The sequence below is a fragment of the Parabacteroides sp. merdae-related_45_40 genome (assembly GCF_001915675.1).
Genome location: NZ_MNQY01000033.1, coordinates 1 through 21161 on the forward strand (window position 1 = coordinate 1; position 21161 = coordinate 21161).

Here is a 21161-nt window from a genome sequence, read left to right on the forward strand (position 1 = left end):
AGATCGACCTCGTCGGCGCCGGGAATGACACAGACGAAGTAGCCGCTTTTGTCGCCGTGGAGGACAAGCGTCTTGAATACCTGCGCGACATTCTCGCCTAACTGGTCGGCAACGTGTGTCGCGCTCAGATCGTTTTCATCTACTTCATAAGGAACCAGCTGGTAAGCCACTTTGGCTTTATCCAGCAGGCGTGCTACGTTTGTTTTGTTAATTTTCATCGCTATTAAGAAACTGTTTCTTCTATTCCTTTCATAGAAAGCTGAACCCGTTTGCGAACGAGGTCGACGCTTAACACTTTTACTTTCACATGTTGATGGATCGAGACGACTTGTGTCGGATCACTGATAAAACGGTCTGCCAATTCGGAAATATGAACCAGCCCATTCTCCTTGATGCCGACATCGACAAAACAGCCGAAATTCGTGATGTTGGTGACGATACCCGGCAGCACTTGCCCTTCTTTCAGGTCTTCGATCGTCTTCACCGTTGGATCGAAAGAAAATACTTGGATGGTCTGGCGAGGATCGCGTCCCGGCTTATCCAGTTCTTCCATAATATCCAACAAAGTCGGCATTCCGACTTTGTCCGTGACGTATTTCTTCAAGTCGAGCTTTTTCTTCAGTTCTTTATTGCTGATCAGTTCGGTGACAGTACATTTCAAGTCCTTTGCCATCAGTTCGACGATCGGATAACTTTCCGGATGGACGGCCGAGTTGTCCAATGGGTTCTTACCATCTTGGATACGAAGGAAACCAGCACTTTGTTCAAAAGCCTTTTCTCCCATGCGGGGTACTTTCAGGAGTTCGCGACGAGACTGGAAAGGTCCGTGTTCGGTTCGGTAGTCGACGATGTTTTGTGCTAACGTCGGGCCCAATCCGGAAATATAGGTCAATAGGTGCTTGCTTGCCGTATTAACATTCACGCCGACTAAGTTTACACAGCTTTCCACCGTCTGGTCGAGGCTCTTTTTCAGGGCACCCTGCTCGACATCATGCTGGTATTGCCCGACACCGATGCTTTTCGGATCAATCTTGACCAACTCGGCAAGCGGGTCCATCAAGCGACGGCCGATACTGACGGCGCCACGGACCGTCACGTCATATTCGGGAAACTCGTCGCGGGCTATCTTGGATGCGGAATAGATGGATGCTCCGTTCTCGCTGACCACGAACACTTGTACTTTGCGATCATAGCGGATATTGGTAATGAACTGTTCCGTCTCGCGGCTTGCTGTCCCGTTCCCGATAGCGATGGCGTCGATGGCGTATGTGGCGACCAGTTGTGCCACTTTGGCAGCCGCTTTGCTTTTTTCGTTCTGGGGCGGGTGAGGATAGATCGCTTCATTATGTAACAATGCCCCCTGCGCGTCGAGGCAAACCAGTTTACAACCAGTACGATAACCGGGATCGACACCCAACACACGTTTTTGTCCCAATGGCGGAGCCAACAACAACTGGCGCAGGTTTTCGGTAAATACACGGATCGCTTCTTCGTCGGCTTTTGCCTTGCTCAAATTAGCAAATTCGGTTTCGATGGAAGGTTTCAGCAGGCGCTTGAAAGAATCGTCTACAGCTATCGATACTTGGTCGGATGTTTCGCCCCGTCCCTTCACGAAACGGCGTTTCAACCGGTCCAGGCAGCCCGTCGTGTCGGGAGAAATGCTTACACGCAGGATACCTTCCGTTTCACCTCGGCGCAGGGCCAACAGACGATGTGAACTTATACGGTTCAGAGTCTCACTGAATTCGAAATAATCGAGGTATTTAGCACCCTCTTCCTCTTTTCCTTTGATGACTTTGGACGTGATGACTGCCGTGTGTGAGAAAGAATTCCGGACGACATTGCGGGCCTCTTCGTTCTCATTCACCCATTCAGCGATGATGTCGCGTGCCCCTTGCAACGCTTCTTCAGCGTTCTTCACTTCCCCTTTGATAAAGGCTGCCACGCGGGCTGGCAAGTCTCTTTCGTTTTGCATCATCACGATTCTGGCAAGAGGTTCGAGTCCTTTCTTACGGGCAATTTCCGCTTTGGTGATCCGTTTGGGCTTGTAAGGCAGATAAAGATCTTCTATTTCGGTACTATCCCACGAATCCTCGATCCTCTTTTTCAGTTCGGGAGTCAGTTTGCCTTGTTCTTCTATGGAGGATAAGATACTTTCTTTTCTCTTCTTCAGTTCGGTCAACTTGTCCAACTGATCTTTGATATTGCCGATCTGAACTTCATCCAGTCCTCCGGTCACCTCTTTGCGGTACCGGCTGATGAAAGGGATTGTCGCTCCTTCTCCCAATAGCCCGATGGTTCGTTCCACCTGTCCGGCAGGAATGTTCAGGATACGGGAAATCAGCGCATGAAATGATGTTACCATATGGGTTGTTTCTTTATATTTGAATCGCAAAGATAATTGTTTGGTATTTATTTTGCTCCAGCCGGCGAGTTCTTTATCTAAACATTTGCAATTCACGTTTAAATTCAAGAATTTTGTCAACCTAAATTCGACCGCTTTGTCAAGTTGGATATGTTCAAACAGGGAACAGGTCTCGGACTTTCCATCTGCAAGACAATCATTTCTATCTTGAAAGGGGAAATAGGAGTGGAATCGGAAGAAGGCAAGGGGTTCTACTTTTTGGTTTACCATCCCTTGCTCACCGGTAAAAGTCTCTTAATGGCTGGTTGGATCCAAACGAACTGTCTTATCTGCAAACAAACGCAGTTCTCCGGGATTATGGGAAGTGAAGAGAATCGTCTGCCCGTTCTCTGTTTGCCGTTCACGGATACGCTTGATAATACGGCGGCTTAAAGCCTCGTCTAAACCTTTAAAAGGCTCGTCCATGAGCAGGAGTGGAGAAGGGTAAGTCAAGGCACGTGCTATCGCTGCTCGTTGTTGCTGCCCGAAACTCAGTTCATTCGGAAAACGGTTCTCAAAGCCGTCCAACTCCATCTTTTGCAATATTGAAATCGCCTGTTCGAAAGCAATTTCTTTTTTCAGATAGGCAGCCAAGGGTAAGGCGATATTTTCGGCAATTGTCAACTGGCTGAGTAATTCGGGTTCCTGGAATACATAAGCTATTCCGGTTTTAAAATCTGTTTCGATTTCCCCTTGTGCGGGTTTTAAAATGTTTCCTATCAGGTTCAACAAGGTCGTTTTGCCGGTTCCCGACGGAGCTGTTATGCCATATATGAATCCTTTTTCGAAAGTATAGCTGAAGTGGGACAGGACCGTATCCGAACCATACCGATATGAAATATCACGAATCCGTATATCGCAATTTCCTTTTGGCACAGGTTGTTTACTGCAATGCTTGTTGTAATGTATAGGGAATCGTTGCTTCGCCAACCAGCTGATTCCTCTATCAAAAAGATAACTGATCAGAATTGCTATAATCGTCCATGCGATCAATTCGGGAACGGCTATAAAAACTTGTGCTTGTTTCATTTCCCCGCCTATACCGGGCGAACATTGCGCCAGTACCTCTCCCATAATGATAGCACGCCAACCAAAACCCGAAGCAGATGCAAGACCGCTGTATAGGAATGGCTTCAGTTGCGGATAGACCACCTGTGTCAGCTTGTTCCAGCGTCCGATCCTAAATTGACGAGCCATTATCGAAAACTCTTTCCTCTGTCCTCGTATTCCTTTCGTCAGGTTTTCCGTAAGGAGTGGGAACATGGTCAGAAAAGCGATTATCAAAGGAATACTTTCCGCATTCAGGAAAATCAAAGCCAAGAGTATAAATGAAATGACCGGAATGGAACGCATGATGGCCAGTAACGGACGAAATAGTTCATAAATCCACTCGCATTTGTAGAACAAGAGAGAAACTCCCATAGCCGCCATTAACGATATAGACATCCCGATGGTTCCGCGCAACACTGTCGCCATGACTGATTGATAGAACGAACCGGATGCGAAAAGTGCAACGAGCGTGCTAAATAGGTGAGGTATGGACGGAACCAAATCCGGCAAACGGACCAGCATGGTCAATAGTTGCCAGGCCAATATGAGGATTGTAATCGACAGGATCGTAAAGATGCTTTTCTTCATTTTCGGATTATTTATAGAATTGCTCATCGGGCATTTTTCCTCCCAATGCTTTAGGTTCATATTGCTCAATCAGTTGCAGGAAGTGAAGTATATTTTCTTGAGCTTCGGAGACTGTTTTATAGTCAATCTTACAACGTTCGATACTTTCGGGCGTCAACATGCCAAATGTAAAAATGTTTTCCTTTTCCAATATACAAATAGCCTGTTCCGGCTGCTCTACGGCAAAACGGCAAGAAGCATTTAAAAGACTGTCCATCGTTTCTTTACTTTTTTTCAAGGTAGGCACATAGAGTATGGCTGTCTGGGCAAATCCTAAAGAGGCAGAATCAGGCTTGTTTAGGTCTGCCAATATTTGCAACGTGCTGTCTTTCCGCAACGCAATACTCAAGAACGGTTCTCCTAAAACGGCATAATCGACTTTCCCGGCCAACAGTCCCTGCATGATTTCATGTGCGGTAGTGAGTGAATAATTCAACGTGTAATTAAGTTTATGTTGCCGGAGATAATGACGGGTAAGAATGTCAGGTGTCGTTCCTGCTCCGAAAATATGTAAAACCGATTTGTTCTCACCGGATATACCTTTGTCGCTTCTACCTACCAAATAGAGGGTACCCCATATCGGACAACCTGCCAAATGATATCGAATGCCTTTATTATACAAGTTGACAGCACTGATCATCGGCAAAACAGCTATATCAGCTTCACCTTTTATCAGAGTAGCTTGCATCAAGTCAGGAGAATCGATTATCCGAACGGAAAGCGGCTTGCCGTCGATAACGGGCGTGTCTTTCATCCAGTGTGCAAAGGCAATGGCGGAAGGACCACGCAGAACTGATACACGTATCATTCCCGCATCTGTTTTCGGTTTACTATTGCAACAGCATAAAATAAATAGCAAGCAAAGGCATCTGAAGAATGTCATAGCATAAAAAGTTTAGGCAAACTTAAGAAAAAAGTCTCGATTTATGGCAAATCACATAAAAAATGCCGTTGTGGCAAAAACCACAGCGGCACTCCTATCACATTTTTGAAAATCAAGCTTCGGCAGCAGACTCGCTTTTCTTTATATTCGTAACAATCTCCTGTTTGTCCTTGTCGAAGTCGACAACAATCGTATCACCTTCTCCGACAGACGCTCGGATAATCATTTCTGCCATTTCGTCTTCCAGATATTTCTGGATGGCACGCTTCAGCGGACGTGCACCGAACTGAATGTCATAACCTTTGGTGGCAACAAAATCTTTGGCGGCGTCTGTCAGTTCCAGAGAATAACCAAGACCAGCCACGCGTTTGTAAAGACCTTGCAATTCGATATCAATGATCTTATGGATCGCTTCCTTATCCAATTGATCGAACATAATGATGTCGTCCACACGGTTCAAAAACTCCGGAGCGAATGCCTTGTTCAGTGCTTTCTGGATAACGCTGCGGGAGAAGTCCTTATCTGGCTCGCCAGCAGCCTGCGAACTGAAACCGACACCACGGCCGAAGTCTTTCAACTGGCGTGTACCGATATTAGACGTCATGATCAGAATTGTATTCTTAAAGTCGATCCGTCTGCCAAGACTGTCAGTCAGACGACCTTCGTCCAGGACTTGCAGCAGCAGGTTGAACACGTCCGGATGCGCTTTCTCGATCTCATCCAACAAGACAACAGAGTAGGGCTTACGGCGGACCTTCTCGGTCAACTGACCGCCCTCTTCATAACCTACATATCCCGGAGGCGCACCGATCAGGCGGGACACCGCAAACTTTTCGAGATACTCGCTCATATCGATACGGACCAAAGCGTCGGCCGAGTCAAACAGATATTCCGCCAACTTTTTGGCCAGATGAGTCTTACCGACACCTGTCGGCCCTAAGAACATGAATGTTCCGATCGGCTTGTTCGGATCCTTTAAGCCAACGCGGTTGCGCTGAATTGCTTTTACGATCTTCTGAACGGCATCATCCTGGCCGACTACTTTCTTCTTTAGGTTCTCCGCCATTTCGAGTAATTTCAGGTTTTCAGCTTTTGCGATACGCTGGACAGGGACACCTGACATCATGGCTACAACTTCAGCCACCTTATCTTCATCCACCGTTTCGCGATGCTCCTGCAATTCTTGCTCCCATTTGGCTTTGGCTGCTTCCAACTGTAAGAGGTACTGACGTTCCTTGTCACGGAAGCTGGCAGCCAATTCAAAGTTTTGTGACTTAACGGCAGCAAGCTTCTCTGTTTTGGTTGCCTCGATCTTGGCTTCCAGTTCTTCAATGCTTTTCGGAACCGTTATGTTAGATATATGTACGCGAGAACCGGCTTCATCCAACGCATCAATTGCTTTGTCCGGGAAGTTGCGGTCACTGATATAACGTTCTGTCAGTTTTACACAAGCTTGCAGGGCTTCGGGCGTATAGATCACATTGTGATGTTCTTCGTAGCGGGCCTTGATATTTTGCAGGATCTGCAAAGTTTCTTCCGCTGTTGTCGGATCGACGATCACTTTTTGGAAACGACGTTCCAAAGCTCCATCTTTCTCGATATTTTTACGGTATTCATCTAATGTCGTAGCACCGATACATTGTATCTCACCACGGGCCAGAGCCGGCTTCAGCATATTGGCGGCATCCATTGAACCTGAAGCTGAACCTGCACCGACGATCGTATGGATCTCATCGATAAACAGGATGATATTCGGGTTCTTCGACAGTTCGTTCAGAATCGCCTTGATACGTTCTTCAAACTGACCGCGATATTTGGTTCCAGCCACGATAGATGCCATATCCAAGCTGATCACACGTTTGTCGAACAAAACGCGGGAAACTTTGCGCTGGATGATACGCAGTGCCAAACCTTCCACAATTGCCGATTTGCCGACACCTGGCTCACCGATCAAGACAGGATTGTTCTTTTTGCGACGGCTCAATATCTGAGCTAAGCGTTCGATCTCCTTCTCACGTCCGACAATCGGATCGAGACGATTTTCAGCGGCCGCACGCGTCATATCTGTACCGAAGTTGTCCAATACAGGCGTGTCGTTTGGTGATTTGGGTTGTGCAGAGCCGGCTCCGGAAGAGGAGCGGGGAGACTCCCGGCGGGAAGAGTAATCATCGTCATCGTCTTCATCATCATCGGTGTAGCCATCACTGATTCCTTCAAAATGTTCGGCATCTTCTTTTCCAATAAAATCATCCATGTGCTTCAAACCTGTGCCGCTTATCAGGTAATTATATATACTGCGATACGTTATGCCCGCTTCGTTCAGCACCTTTGCCGCAACATTAAACTCTTCTTTCAAAATGGCCAGAAGCAAATGTTCCGTTCCGGTTTCTTTTTTCTTGAACAAGCGCGATTCAAGCATACTCATACGCAGTACGCGCTCGGTTGTTTTACTAATAGCGATATCATGCTGGACAGCATCTTCGGCATCGATTGTATTTTTAATTTCCTGTTCGATCTTTCTTTTGATATCCCATTCGTCGACATTTAGTTCGCGCAGGGCCTGCACGGCTTTCCCTTCGCCGTCGCGGATAATTCCAAGCATTAAGTGTTCCGGTCCAATATAACTGTTCTGAAGCCTAGCTGCTTCTTCACGGCTATATTCAATAACGTCCATTAATCTCTTTGAATAGTTATTTTTCATATTATAATAATGTACTATGATAGTGCAAATGTAATAAACTCTCGTCATATATCTAACAAAATCCATGCCATTATTCCTTAAAAGAAAATAAAGTATTGAAGGCAGGCTTGTCATATATTACAAAAAACAGCTTTATCTTGTTATAAAGAAACATTAAAAAATATTACCCGTAAGTGTAATTCCAAATACATGTACTACTAATCCCATTTTCATAGGGTGGCAGTTTCATTTTGATGGTTTGAAACCGAATGCCTTTTGACAAGTAAATTCTAAAATTTCGAGTCAAAAGCTTTCGTGATACACGGAAAAGCCTTACCTTAGTGCACTTTTTGAAAGGTGAGATATTGAGTGTAATTAATATAAGACTAAATGGTTGATCAAGACAGAATTATTAAGATTAACATCGAGGAGGAAATGAAATCGGCATACATTGACTATTCAATGTCTGTCATTGTTTCGCGTGCCCTTCCGGATGTTAGGGATGGTTTTAAACCGGTTCATCGTCGTATTTTGTTTGGAATGAATGAATTGGGTAATACATCCGACAAACCTTATAAAAAATCTGCGAGAATTGTTGGTGAAGTTTTAGGTAAATACCATCCACATGGTGACTCGTCTGTTTATTTCGCAATGGTTCGTATGGCACAGACATGGTCTATGCGCTATACGTTGGTGGATGGACAAGGAAACTTTGGCTCGGTGGACGGTGACAGTCCTGCTGCCATGCGTTATACAGAAGCAAGATTAAGTAAACTTGCCGAAGAAATGCTTCGCGATATCGACAAAGATACGGTTGATTTCCAGCTGAATTTCGACGATACACTGAAAGAGCCGACCGTATTGCCGACTCGTATCCCGAATTTGCTGGTAAATGGAGCATCTGGTATCGCCGTTGGTATGGCGACAAATATGCCAACACATAACCTTAGCGAGGTGCTGGACGGCTGTATGGCCTACATTGATACTCGTGGAGAAATGGAAGTAGCTGATTTGATGCAATATATCAAAGCTCCTGATTTCCCGACAGGTGCGACTATCTACGGATATGCTGGCGTAAAAGACGCCTTTGAAACAGGTAAGGGACGTATTGTTTTACGCGGTAAAGCAGAAATCGAGACGGAAAATAATCATGAGAAGATTATCATTTCGGAAATCCCTTATGGTGTAAATAAAGCCGAACTGATCAAGTATATTGCCGATTTAGTGAATGAAAAGCGCATAGACGGCATATCGAATGTAAATGACGAGTCGGACCGCCAAGGCATGAGAATCGTCGTGGATGTAAAAAGGGATGCAAATTCGAGTGTTGTGCTCAACAAGCTATATAAGATGACGGCATTGCAGTCTTCCTTCAGCGTCAATAATATCGCGCTGGTGAATGGGCGTCCCAAACTGCTCAATCTGAAAGATTTGATCAAAGCGTTTGTCGACCATAGACATGAAGTCGTGATTCGCCGTACGAAATACGATTTGAAGAAAGCCGAAGAACGTGCTCATATCTTAGAAGGTCTGATTATTGCTTCCGATAATATTGATGAAGTCATTGCAATCATCAAATCATCTAAAAGCCCTGCTGAAGCTATCGAACGTTTGATGGAACGTTTCTCCCTGTCGGATATACAGTCTCGTGCCATTGTAGAAATGAGACTTCGCCAGTTAACTGGCCTGGAACAGGATAAACTTCGTGCAGAGTATGAAGAAATCGAAAAATTAATCGCATATTTGAAGGAAATTCTAGAAAATGACGATCTTTGTATGAAAGTCATCAAAGACGAGTTGCAGGAAATCAAGGACAAGTACGGAGATGAACGTAAAACAGATATCGTTTATGCCTCCGAAGAACTCAATCCTGAAGACTTCTATGCAGATGATGAGATGATCATTACCATCTCCCACATGGGATACATCAAGCGTACGCCGCTTAGTGAATTCCGTGCTCAGGGACGCGGCGGAGTAGGGGCCAAAGGTTCTGAAACGCGTGACGAAGATTTTGTAGAATATATCTATCCGGCTTCCATGCATGCTACCTTGCTGATCTTTACGGCAAAAGGAAAATGTTATTGGTTGAAAGTGTTCGAAATTCCGGAAGGAGCGAAGAACTCAAAGGGTAGAGCGATCCAGAACTTGTTGAACATCGAACCGGATGACAAGGTCAACGCTTTCATTCGCGTAAAGAAGCTGACGACAGACACTGAGTTTATTAATTCGCACTATCTATTGTTCTGTACAAAGAAAGGTGTGATCAAGAAGACATTACTGGAAGCATATTCTCGTCCTCGTCAGAATGGTGTAAATGCCATCACATTACGTGAAGACGACGGTCTGATCGAAGTTTGTATGACAAATGGCAATAATGAAGTTCTGATTGCAAACCGTAACGGACGTGCTATCCGTTTCCATGAAAATGCAGTGCGCGTTATGGGCCGTACAGCATCCGGTGTAAGAGGTATGACACTTGATGACGATTCTAACGACGAAGTTGTAGGAATGGTTTGCATTAAGGACAAAGAAAAAGAAACTGTACTGGTTGTGTCCGAACAAGGTTACGGCAAACGTTCTAATATCGAAGATTATCGTATTACGAATCGCGGAGGTAAGGGTGTCAAAACCATCAACATTACGGAAAAGACCGGTAAACTGGTTGCCATCAAGAATGTTACGGAGGAAAACGATATTATGATCATTAATAAATCCGGTATCACAATCCGTATGAAGGTATCCGATCTGAATGTCATCGGACGTGCAACACAAGGGGTACGCCTGATTAATTTAGGAAAACGTAATGACGAAATCGCCTCTGTATGCAAAGTGCTGTCACAGACCGAAGAAGAGATCGCTGAAGAAAAAGCACAGCGTGAAGCTTTAGAAGATGCGGCAATTCATGAACATCCAATAGAGAATACCGATTTCGAAGATGTTTCTGATGATGTCGAAAGCAATGAAAATGCGGACGATACAGAAGGAACAACTGAGGAATAATTTAAACAAATAGAAATATTAATCTCAAATCACTATCACAAATGAAACGAGTATTATTGACAGTTGCACTATGTGTTGCAGCATCTGCCTCTTTCGCACAGAAAAAAGTTGTGAACGAGGCACAGAGTATTGCGAAAGGAAGTAACGCAGATTTCGGAGAAGCCAGAACCTTGATCAAAGGAGCGTTGGAAAATCCGGAAACTAAAGACGATGCTAAAACTTGGTATGTAGCAGGTTTTATCGAAGATCAGCAGTTCAATGCTGAAAGAGCTAAACAAATTCTGGGACAGCAACCCAACGAGCCGGTTATGTACGAAGCTTTGTATGGTATTTTACCTTATTTCCAGAAAGCCTACGAACTGGATCAGTTGCCTAATGAAAAAGGTAAAGTGAAACCTAAATACACAAAAGATATCAAAAGTATCTTGAGCGCAAACCATGTATATCTGTTCAATGGTGGTGCATATTATTTCGATAAACAAGAGTATAAAAAAGCATACGATTTCTTCAACCAATATGTAGAAATATCCGAACTGCCAATGTTCGCAGGGACTCAGACTGCGGAAAAAGACTCTACATTCATGACAGTTCAGTTCTATGCAGCAGCAGCAGCTTCTTTAGCTAAAGATTCCAGATTGGCTATTGCCGCTTTGGAACGTGCTAAAAATACTCCTTATCGTCAATATGATGTTTATCAGTATCTTTGCTACGAATACGGAGAGGCAAGAACTGCTCAGGATTCTGTTATGTTGGAAAAAACATTCGAAGAAGGCATGCAGGTTTTTCCAGATTCGGCATTCTTCTTGAATAACTTGATCAATACATACATCTATTCCAATAGAAATGAAAAAGCATTGGAAATGTTGAATGTTGCAATCCAGAAAAATCCAAATGATGCAAACCTTTACAATGTAATGGGACGTGTTTATGAAACCGGATTAAAAGATTATGCCAATGCTGAAAAGAATTTCCAGATTGCTTTAGAAAAAGATCCGAATTTGACAGATGCGCTTTCTAACATTGGTCGTATCTATTACAATCAAGGAGTGAACAAATTAAGCGAAGCCAATATGATTAATGATAGTAAGAAATACCAGGAGGAATTAAGCATGGCAAAAGATTTGTTCAAAAAAGCTCTTCCTTATTATAAAAAAGCTCATGAAGCTGAACCTGAAAAAATGGACAACATGATCGCTTTGAGAGGTATCTATTACAATCTGAACATGGGGCCGGAATTAGAAGCTATTGAAGCAGAAATGAATAAATAATAGATCGGATAAGATTTATTTGATAAAAGAAAATATGTCATATAATGAACCCCGAAAGTTAGACAAAAAACTTTCGGGGTTTTTATTATGTCTGCGCAAAAAAGAAATTCAACAATCTTATTAAACATAATCGTAATTATCTTTAAGTATATCTAAAAATCCCGCTTTTTATATTTATTCGGTATCGTTTTTCTTTTTCCTTCTTGAAGGTAAGTTCGGTATATTTTCCCGAATGAAGCGCTTGAAACCGCTTAAAGAAACCTTATAATAATCGGCTAATTCGGCATATGTTGCATTTTCTTCTTTCAATTCTCTTTCGATCTGGCTTTTCTGGGAAAGGAGAAATTCGGTTTTGGGGCTTCCCAAAGGACGTCCTAATTTTGTTCCTTTGTTTTTACTGGCTGTCAATGCTTCTTTCGTACGGGCAGAAATAAGTTTGCTTTCAATCTCAGAAACAAGCCCAAATGTAAATGCCAACGTCTTGCTGTTCACGTTATCTTCAAATGAATAACCTTCCTTGATACAGTAAAGTGCCACTTTCTTTTCAATACACAACAAAATCAAATGCATTATCTCCATTAGTTTCCTGCTGAGTCGAGTGACATCGGCGACGATAAGAATATCGCCTTCTTGTAAATTTTTTATTACGTCTTCGAGTCGGTTTTTCTCTTTGGAAGAATTTTTAGCATCTTTCAACCATTTGTCAATCTCAATTTTTTTTGCTTTTGCAAATTGTTCGATTGCGTTTTTCTGGCTCTCTGTTTGTTGTTTATTTGAATATGTACGTATATAAGCGATTGTCATATTTTTTATTATTTAAATTTTGTTTTATCATTTGATATATAACAGATTGGTTTGCAATATGTTCATTCTAAAAGTTGATAAAGGGGGTATACATGTTGTAATGATCTCCTAAACTGATGCGAATGTACGTAAATAAAAAAAACAATGAAATATTTGGTAGTTAAAAAAAAATACCTACCTTTGCATCGCAATCAAAAATAAAAGAAATTGCAAAACGGGGTGTAGCGCAGTCCGGTTAGCGCACCTGCTTTGGGAGCAGGGGGTCCCAGGTTCGAATCCTGGTACCCCGACATAAATAAGAGGTCGTAATTAGCTGATCAAAGTCATAACGAGTTGATACATATATTGTATCAACTCGTTATGACTTTTGAATCTTTCTCATATACTCTTATCGGGCAAGACGTGAAGCTCCGGAAGAAGTCTTCTGATCTCTTCGTTTTAGTGACATTCAAAAAACAATTTCCGACATCTCACAACGTATGCTGACCGTCACGCTTCGCACACTGGAAGCCGACGGACTTGTTTCAAGAACAGTCTATGCTGAAGTTCCGCCCCGTGTCGAATACCAACTTACGGAAACCGGCAAAACGCTGATACCACATATCGAGAGTCTTGTCGGTTGGGCATTGGAGCATATGACAGGTATTTTCGACAGCCGGGAAAAGGCCGGACAACCATGCGGATAGTCAAAATCTTTTACACAGAAGTATTTTACGATATATTTTTATCTCTATCTTTGCGCCATAAATTAAAAATTAATCATCTTGGCAAGAAATAAGAAGCAGTTGCCTTTATTAGAAAAGGTAACAATAACAGATGTAGCTGCAGAAGGAAAGGCTATCGCACGCGTTAATGACATGGTCGTATTCGTACCTTTTGTTGCGCCCGGAGATGTCATAGACATACAATTGACACGTAAGAAACATAGTTATGCGGAGGGAAAAGCTGTACTTTTCCATGAATATTCCTCCCAGCGTGCCATTCCGTTCTGTGAACATTTCGGCGTATGCGGCGGCTGTAAATGGCAACATCTGCCCTATGAGGAACAGATTCGCTACAAACACAAGCAGGTGATCGACAACCTGACCCGGATCGGTAAGATCGAAATGGAAGAAATACTCCCGATCAAGGGTTCCAAACATACGACTTTCTATCGTAACAAACTTGAATTTACATTCTCCAACAAGAAATGGCTGACGGAAGAGGAAGTGAAAACCGGAGCCAAGTTTGATTGCATGGATGCTGTAGGCTTTCATATTCCGGGAATGTTCGACAAGGTGCTCGATATCCATACATGTTGGCTACAGAACGATATTTCAAACCGCATCCGTCTGGCGGTCAAAGAATACTGCCTGACACACGAAGGCTATCCGTTCTTTGACCTTCGCAATCAGGAAGGATTTGTGCGTACATTAATGATCCGTACGGCTTCAACAGGCGATCTGATGGTAGTGCTGGTATTTTTCTATGAAGATGTGGAACGCCGCGAAGCGCTTCTCTCCTATGTGGCTGAACAGTTCCCGGAGATCACTTCACTGATGTACGTCATCAACGAAAAATGCAATGATACGATTACCGACCAGGACGTTCTTGTGTTCCGCGGAAAAGACCATATCATCGAGGAGATGGAAGGACTTCAGTTCAAAGTAGGGCCGAAATCGTTCTACCAGACCAACAGTGAACAGGCTTACGAACTCTATAAAGTTGCCCGCGAGTTTGCCGGACTGACCGGAAACGAGATGGTTTATGACCTGTACACCGGAACCGGCACGATCGCCAACTTCGTCTCCCGCCAGGCAAAGAAAGTGATCGGTATCGAATATGTGCCCGAAGCGATCGAAGATGCCAAAGTGAACTCCTCGCTGAATAAGATCGAGAATACACTGTTCTACGCCGGCGACATGAAGGATATCCTGACACAGGATTTCATCAACCAACACGGCCGTCCGGATGTTATTATCACAGACCCGCCTCGTGCCGGTATGCATGACGATGTGATCAACACGATTCTTTTTGCGGAACCGGAACGTATCGTTTACGTGAGCTGTAACCCCGCGACACAGGCACGCGACCTAAGCCTGCTTTCGGTGAAATATGCCGTTAAAAAGGTACAGCCGGTAGATATGTTTCCACATACGCATCATGTAGAAAATGTCGTCCTCCTGGAGAAATTAAAAGTTAAGAATTAAAAGCTTAAGAAAATAATGAACAAGATCATCCTCCTGTTTTCACTTGCTTTGTTGTTGTCCGGTTGTAATCGTGCGAGACAGGAACAAGGACAGGAGGATGATGATGTGACAATCGACCTGCCTCAACTGAAAGCGCAAGGCGAAATAACAGCCGTCACGCTATATAGCTCGACTTCCTATTTTCAGTATAAGATGCAGCCGATGGGCTACGAATACGAACTGATCAAGGATTTCGCCCGTTCGGAAGGTCTTAAACTGAATATTAAAGTTGCCGAAAGTCCTGCCAAACTGATCGAAATGTTGGAAGCGGGAGAAGCCGATGTCGTCGCCTACCCGATCCAGATCAGCAACCGCACGAAAGAGAAACTCATCTATTGCGGACGGGAAGAGCAAGATTGCCAGGTGCTGATCCAACGTGCCAACAAAGGCGACAAGGTGATCACCGACGTGACGGAGCTGCTCGGAAAAGATGTCTATGTAAAGCCGGGAACCAAATATTTCGAACGGCTGAAGAACCTCGATGTCGAATTAGGAGGCGGTATCCGGATTCATGAAGCGGATGCCGACACAGTGACAACGGAGGATCTGATCGGCATGGTTTCGCAAGGAGAAATCCCTTACACCGTAAGCGACGAGAATATAGCCCGCCTGAACAAAACTTATTTCTGGAACCTGAACGTTTCACTGAAGATCAGTTTTATGCAACGCTCCTCATGGGTCGTACGCAAAAGCAGCCCCGAACTGGCTAAGGCCATCGACGCGTGGGCATCTGACAAGGCGGGAACGCATGTCTACAAGGCTTTGACGAAACGCTATTTCGAACTGAGCAAACAACCCGTCACGACCGAACTGCCGGAAGTCAAAAACGGACATGTATCGCCCTACGACGAGCTGTTCCGCAAACATGCCAAAAACATCGGCTGGGACTGGCAGCTACTTGCTTCTATCGGCTACCAGGAATCCCGTTTCAATCCGAACGTCGTCTCATGGGCCGGCGCAGAAGGGCTGATGGGAATCATGCCGAACACGGCAAAGGCTTTAGGGGTAACGCCTCACGAACTGAAAAATCCGGACACGGGAATCCGTACGGGTGTGGATTGCCTGCGCCGTTTCCGTCAGGGATTTGGAAAAATAACGGATCCGGTCGAAAAGATCAAGTTCACCTTAGCGGCTTACAATGCCGGGATCGGGCATATCTACGATGCCCAACGACTGGCAGAGAAATACGGCAAAGACCCATACGTCTGGGATGATAATGTGGCCGAATATATCCGGATGAAGAACGATCCGGAGTACTACAATGATCCGGTCTGCAAACACGGCTACCTGCGTGGTTCGGAAACCTTCAATTATGTGCGCGAGGTGATGGAGCGTTACAACTATTATCTTCATAAAACAGGAAAGAAATAAAGAGGTGCGTATTGCTTATAACCAATGGTACCCTATTGCTTGGAACCAATCGGACCATCTTATTTTCAAGACCGGATATTTTCTTTTATCATCTCCTTAATAAGCAACATCACCTTCGGATGGCTCAGTGGGACGCCATCCAGAATCTCTTTTATTTCATTCGTGCTGATTGAATATCCGGTTTCTCCCGAACGGTATTCAAAGCAAACGTTTATTTTCGGATTGCCGGTGATCAACAAGGCGACTGTACCCGGAAGATCTCCCCAAGGCGGGCAATCGATATGATCCGAATGAAAGACAGCCCTCACATCCGTTCCCTTTCCCGGCTCGGATGTCAGAGTGACACTGCCGCCGGTTTGCTCCGCATTCTGGATCAGGAAGGGAAGGCCGAGTCCGACTTTGCGAGTCGTGCGGGTGGTGTAGAACGGGTTCGTGACACGCCGGGCGGTTTCCGCATCCATCCCTGAGCCGTTGTCCGTGATGCGGATGACGATGCGGGCATCCTGCTCTTCTACGGACAGCCCTATCTCCGAAGCATTTGCCCGGATACTGTTTGCGGTGATATCGGTGATATGGAAAGATAGATTATTCATGCTGTTACAATCGTATGACCGTTTTCCTTCCGGAAAGCCATTGCTAAATGTTCAAAATCAAGCAGGTCGGCTCTTAACAGGGAATATTTCGTGCCGATCTGTCCGGGATCATGCGCATCAGAGGCGCTGTAGACCGTGTAATGCTTCAAATAAGCATGTGCCGCCAACAGCCTTTCATAGCGGGCAGCATCCTTGAACTCGATCGCATCCAGCGGCAACGAAGGATCTATAAACCCCAACTGACTGATCAGGCTGAACGAAGGACGTTCGACATGGGCCGCAATGAACAACCCGCCCAGACGATGCACCACTGCGGCAATCTGTTCCACACTCCGGTCGAGGGCCGAGATAAGCAGATAAGGGGCTTCCCCCACGATCTCGTTCCGGGCGTTCACCCAGACCTGGTCGCCGAAACGTTCAGGATCGTTCGGGACAGGCGGCAGATGGTCATCCAGACACATCTGGAAAGCGGCACGGGCCCGGTCATCTGCAAAAAGTGCCACACAGTGCGCCTCTTCGCGTGTCGTCACCTCCGCACCGGCAAAGACCATGAGTCCCCGCTCCTCCCCTAAAGCCTGGATTTCGGGACATTGCAGCGTGCTGTTATGATCCGTCACAGCAATGGCATCCAATCCCCGTTCGAGGGCCGTTTCCACAATCCGCTGTGGGCTCATCTCCAGGCTTCCGCAAGGCGAAAGACAGGTGTGCAGGTGCAAATCTACCCGGAACTCTTTCATTCCTGTAGCAAAAGGCTGTATATTTTTCCCGTTACTTCGAATGCGGAAAGCGGCGTTCCGAGCAAAGGCACGTCTTCCTCTTTTCCTTTCTCAAGCGTCTCCTCGTCCGGCGAAGCCCCGTTCACGATCAGGACGGCAGCCGCATCTTTCAGGGTGGCGACCGCCACGATGTTCTGGTGTGTCTGCATCGTGACCCACAACATTCCTTCGTCTATATGTCCCATTACGTCACTCAACAGGTCGCTGGTGTAGCCGCCGGAAATCTCCGCGTCCAGTCCTGCCTCTCCGCAAAAAACGGTTAAGTTCAATTCTTTCACTAAATCACTGACCTTCATATTTGGCTCCTTTCTTATAACAATCTTTATTCAACCGGTCTTTCCCCCAGGTCTTTTCGATCAGGCGGAAAGCATGTTCCTTGTCCAGCTTCCCATGCTTCTCCATATTACGCTGCATGAAGACGCAATCGCTGAACTGCGCTTCGTGGCGAACGATGTCTTCCGCCAACGCCTGGCAGTTGGGCGAACCACAGGCCCCGCAATCGATGCCGGGCAGGTAGCACATCAACTTGCGCACCTGCTCCATCTTTTTCAGGACTTCTTCTATATTTCCTTCGTATCGCAACTTCGGGTTGGGTTGAAGCGGACGAATGGTGATGTGTTGTTTCAGATAGGACAACGCCTCCAACCGGTCGGAATAGATCAGCGGGGCTTTGTCGCGTTTCATCGAACGCTTCATCACCCGCTCGGCTGTCAGGAAACGGTTGGCGACTGCCAGCACGCCACCGGCACAACTCCGGTCGCAGGCACGCAATTCGAGGAAGTCCACATTGCGGACTTCGGTGGTCGATTCCATCCGTTCCAGAAACTCGATGACATTATGTATCTCGTCGATCGCCAGGCAGCGGCCGGAGAAATGTTTGGCTTCGCCTCCCGTCTGGCTCCAACGCATCTCCTTCTTGGTCAGGGAGGGCGGAAGGACGCATTCGGGCGTGTAGTTCTTCGGGCGGTTTTTCAGGATATGATATACCTTATTATATAGGGTATCCATATTGATCACGCCTTTGATCGTGGACGAATATCCCTCCGCACCTTTCAGGGAGGCGATCTTCGCCGCACAGGGCGTCACATAAAAAATACCGATCTCTTCGGACGAGAAACCGTCTTCTTCCAATACCTTATGATAGTAAGTGGCTGTCGCATTGACCGGCGGCTTCACCAACAAGATATTATCGACCAGGGCCGGGAAGCGCACCTGTATCAGCCGGACGATAGCCGGGCAAAACGAACTGATGACAGGTTTATCCTCCGCCAGCTCCATCTGCCTGAGCATCTCGCGATGGATCATGTCTGCCGTAAACTCGACCTGGAACACATGCGTGAACCCCAGTTCGTACAGCGCACTGAAAATCTCTTCCTCCGTCGTATATTTGGAGAACTGCCCGATAAAGACCGTCGGGACCAGCACGACACGGGCCTTGTAGTCGAAGATCTTCTGGAAGTCGTCCTGCTCCACATAGATGGCTTCCGTCGGGCAGGCTTTCAGACATTCGCCGCAGTCCACACACCAACCTTTACGGATGGAGGCTTTCCCCTCGCGGATGCGGATCGCACCGGTCGGGCACTTCGTCATGCAGTGGGTACAGCCGACACAACGGTCATTGTCTATTTTCAATGCGTGGTAAAACTTTGTCTCTTCCATGGCTATCTGTCGTTTGCGGAGAAATAGGTCAGCATACGGACAACCGTGCCCTCTCCGACTTTGCTCTCGATCGTTAATTCATCTACATTCTTCTTCATATTGGGCAACCCCATGCCTGCACCGAACCCCATCTCGCGGACGGCTGCCGATGCGGTGGAGAAACCTTCCTGCATGGCCTGTCCGATATCGGGAATGCCGGGACCTTCGTCTTGCAACAGGAGGCTGATCCTGTCGGCTTCGATATCGGCCAGAACCGTCCCCCGCCAGGCGTGCGCCACGACGTTGACCTCGGCTTCATAAAGAGCGACGACCACCCGCTTGATGATGCGCGGATCGACGGACAGTTGCTTCAACACCTTCTTTATCTGGCTCGAAGCATAGCCGGCTTTTGAGAAGTTGCCTCCTTCCAGTTCAAATCTGAATTGCATATCTTCACCTCCTTTTGTTTAATAGATCGGCGGAAGGCCGTTACAATAAAGTTCACCGACTGTATGGTACATCGAGTGATCCGTTTCCATCAGGATCATCTCGTTTTCTGCCGCCAGTTGTAAAATATCGGGAGTCGCTTTCTTTCCCCTGACGAACAGGATGCAGGAAACATCCGCCATCTCTGCCGTCCGGATCGTCTGCATGTTGCACAGACCCGTGACGAGGAGCACGCCGTTGCAATCCAATGTCAGGACATCGCTCATCAGGTCGCTGGCGAAGGCGCACTGCACTTCATGGTCTTCCCGGCCGTTACCACACACGACTGTCGCGCCGGTAAGTGCCATTATCTGCCGTATCTTCATTATTATATAAAGGTTATATTTGCCGGGACAATGTAAGAAATAGTTATAACTTTGCAAGCGAAAAGATACGGAAAGTTATAACTAAATCATGAAAATATGGGCGTAGTAATAGGTATTGACGTAGGTGGAAGCACAACCAAGATTATCGGAGTGGAAAACAAGAGCATCCAGTCGCCGATGTTCGTCAAGGCGACCGATCCGGTCACCTCGCTCTTCGGAGCTTTCGGCAAGTATATCTATGACAACGGGATCACCTTGCCGGAGATCGAGATGGTGATGCTGACGGGTGTCGGAAGCGCTTTCATCGACCAGCCGCTATACGGCTTGCCGACAGCCAAGACCGATGAATTCCTAGCCAACGGCCTCGGAGCCAAATATGCCGCTTCGCTGGAAAATCTGATTGTCGTAAGTATGGGGACGGGAACTTCTTTCGTAAAGGTTGAAGGGCCGCATATCCAGCATATCGGCGGCATCGGCATCGGAGGCGGAACCTTGCTCGGACTCTCCCGCCTGCTCCTGAAAACGCAGGACATCCATCTGATCGCTGAAATGGCCCGGAAAGGGACCCTGACGAATATCGACCTCCAGATACAGGACATCTGCAACAGGCCCCTGCCCGACCTACCGCTGGACGCCACCGCCTCCAACTTCGGAAAGGCGGACGGCAACGCCTCTCCCGAAGACATTGCTTCCGGGATTATCCACATGGTCTTGCAATCGATCGGCCAGGCTGCCATCCTGTCGGCTCTCAACAGCCCGATCCGCGATTTCGTCCTGATCGGCAACCTGACGCAACTGCCCCAGTGCAAGGATATCTTCCCTAAGCTGGAAGAAATGTATGGCGTCCGTTTCCTAATCCCCAAATATTCGGAATACAGGACAGCCATAGGCGCCGCCCTCACCTATATGGACGGGGCACCGATTCATCCGATCAAATAAAGCGGTAAAAAGATTATCAGTTAACTGTCAGCTCATTGCATTTACATGTCATTTACATGCCGATGTAAAAGCATTTACGTTCCCATGT

17 protein-coding genes, 1 tRNA gene and 2 pseudogenes are annotated in these 21161 nt (G+C 46.2%); 8 read left to right on the forward strand and 12 right to left on the reverse strand.

Annotation, left to right across the window (positions count from 1 at the left end):
• Both BHV83_RS02310 and BHV83_RS02315 read right to left on the reverse strand, forming a co-directional pair.
• On the reverse strand, positions 1-218 hold a 218-nt coding region (locus tag BHV83_RS02310), incomplete at its 3' end, for a YbaK/EbsC family protein (protein WP_286755988.1).
• 5 nt (positions 219-223) lie between these two features.
• Positions 224-2365 (reverse strand): Tex family protein, encoded by a 2142-nt coding sequence (locus tag BHV83_RS02315; protein WP_122205939.1) that lies wholly within the window; start codon positions 2363-2365, stop codon positions 224-226.
• Positions 2366-2491: 126 nt separating this feature from the next.
• Here BHV83_RS02315 and BHV83_RS02320 point away from each other — a divergent pair.
• Positions 2492-2663, forward strand: a pseudogene (locus tag BHV83_RS02320) (ATP-binding protein); the annotation flags it as partial.
• Here the strand turns inward: BHV83_RS02320 and BHV83_RS02325 are convergent.
• The 3 genes from BHV83_RS02325 to BHV83_RS02335 form a co-directional block, all read right to left on the reverse strand.
• Positions 2660-4042 carry an ATP-binding cassette domain-containing protein gene (locus BHV83_RS02325; protein ID WP_122300452.1) on the reverse strand — a complete coding sequence of 461 codons (1383 nt, stop codon included), beginning with the start codon at positions 4040-4042 and terminating at the stop codon, positions 2660-2662. The pseudogene BHV83_RS02320 and the gene BHV83_RS02325 sit on opposite strands and share 4 nt — an antisense overlap.
• A 7-nt stretch (positions 4043-4049) precedes the next feature.
• Positions 4050-4964: an ABC transporter substrate-binding protein gene (locus BHV83_RS02330; RefSeq protein WP_286755993.1), complete on the reverse strand. Its 915-nt coding sequence runs from the start codon at positions 4962-4964 to the stop codon at positions 4050-4052.
• A gap of 112 nt (positions 4965-5076) precedes the next feature.
• Complete coding sequence (locus tag BHV83_RS02335) at positions 5077-7665, reverse strand: ATP-dependent Clp protease ATP-binding subunit (protein WP_195421878.1); 2589 nt, start codon at positions 7663-7665, stop codon at positions 5077-5079.
• 369 nt (positions 7666-8034) lie between these two features.
• Between BHV83_RS02335 and gyrA the strand changes: the two genes are divergently transcribed.
• A complete protein-coding gene (gene gyrA / locus BHV83_RS02340; protein WP_005637931.1) occupies positions 8035-10644 on the forward strand; it encodes a DNA gyrase subunit A in 2610 nt (869 codons plus the stop codon).
• Between the two features lie 41 nt (positions 10645-10685).
• A complete protein-coding gene (locus BHV83_RS02345) occupies positions 10686-11912 on the forward strand; it encodes a tetratricopeptide repeat protein (protein ID WP_005637933.1) in 1227 nt (408 codons plus the stop codon).
• A gap of 174 nt (positions 11913-12086) precedes the next feature.
• Here BHV83_RS02345 and BHV83_RS02350 read toward each other — a convergent pair whose 3' ends face one another.
• Positions 12087-12716 (reverse strand): recombinase family protein, encoded by a 630-nt coding sequence (locus BHV83_RS02350; RefSeq protein ID WP_005637936.1) that lies wholly within the window; start codon positions 12714-12716, stop codon positions 12087-12089.
• 215 nt (positions 12717-12931) lie between these two features.
• Here BHV83_RS02350 and BHV83_RS02355 point away from each other — a divergent pair.
• From BHV83_RS02355 to BHV83_RS02370, 4 genes and pseudogenes are all read left to right on the forward strand, one after another.
• Positions 12932-13006: transfer RNA gene (locus BHV83_RS02355), tRNA-Pro, on the forward strand.
• Between the two features lie 138 nt (positions 13007-13144).
• Positions 13145-13402, forward strand: a pseudogene (locus BHV83_RS02360) (winged helix-turn-helix transcriptional regulator); the annotation flags it as partial.
• Positions 13403-13480: 78 nt separating this feature from the next.
• Entirely contained in the window at positions 13481-14905 is a 1425-nt protein-coding gene (gene rlmD / locus BHV83_RS02365) for a 23S rRNA (uracil(1939)-C(5))-methyltransferase RlmD (RefSeq protein ID WP_122205920.1), read from the forward strand.
• Positions 14906-14920: 15 nt separating this feature from the next.
• Positions 14921-16315, forward strand: a complete 1395-nt coding sequence (locus tag BHV83_RS02370) for an MltF family protein (protein WP_122205921.1) — start codon at positions 14921-14923, stop codon at positions 16313-16315.
• A 65-nt stretch (positions 16316-16380) separates the two neighbouring features.
• Here BHV83_RS02370 and BHV83_RS02375 read toward each other — a convergent pair whose 3' ends face one another.
• From BHV83_RS02375 to BHV83_RS02400, 6 genes are read right to left on the reverse strand one after another with little or no spacing between them, the layout of a single operon-like run.
• Positions 16381-16908 (reverse strand): ATP-binding protein, encoded by a 528-nt coding sequence (locus BHV83_RS02375; RefSeq protein ID WP_122205922.1) that lies wholly within the window; start codon positions 16906-16908, stop codon positions 16381-16383.
• Complete coding sequence (locus tag BHV83_RS02380) at positions 16905-17645, reverse strand: PHP domain-containing protein (RefSeq protein ID WP_122205923.1); 741 nt, start codon at positions 17643-17645, stop codon at positions 16905-16907. Before BHV83_RS02380 ends, BHV83_RS02375 begins: the two co-directional genes overlap by 4 nt.
• Positions 17642-17980, reverse strand: coding sequence for a DRTGG domain-containing protein (locus tag BHV83_RS02385; protein ID WP_122205924.1), 339 nt, complete (start codon positions 17978-17980; stop codon positions 17642-17644). Before BHV83_RS02385 ends, BHV83_RS02380 begins: the two co-directional genes overlap by 4 nt.
• Positions 17967-19343, reverse strand: coding sequence for a [Fe-Fe] hydrogenase large subunit C-terminal domain-containing protein (locus BHV83_RS02390; RefSeq protein ID WP_005643245.1), 1377 nt, complete (start codon positions 19341-19343; stop codon positions 17967-17969). Before BHV83_RS02390 ends, BHV83_RS02385 begins: the two co-directional genes overlap by 14 nt.
• Before the next feature lie 2 nt (positions 19344-19345).
• Positions 19346-19771 (reverse strand): ATP-binding protein, encoded by a 426-nt coding sequence (locus tag BHV83_RS02395; RefSeq protein WP_005643243.1) that lies wholly within the window; start codon positions 19769-19771, stop codon positions 19346-19348.
• 18 nt (positions 19772-19789) lie between these two features.
• Positions 19790-20134, reverse strand: a complete 345-nt coding sequence (locus BHV83_RS02400; protein WP_005637954.1) for a DRTGG domain-containing protein — start codon at positions 20132-20134, stop codon at positions 19790-19792.
• 96 nt (positions 20135-20230) lie between these two features.
• Here BHV83_RS02400 and coaW point away from each other — a divergent pair, with 96 nt between their 5' ends.
• Positions 20231-21073 (forward strand): type II pantothenate kinase, encoded by an 843-nt coding sequence (coaW, locus tag BHV83_RS02405; protein WP_286756018.1) that lies wholly within the window; start codon positions 20231-20233, stop codon positions 21071-21073.
• Positions 21074-21161: the final 88 nt, after the last annotated feature.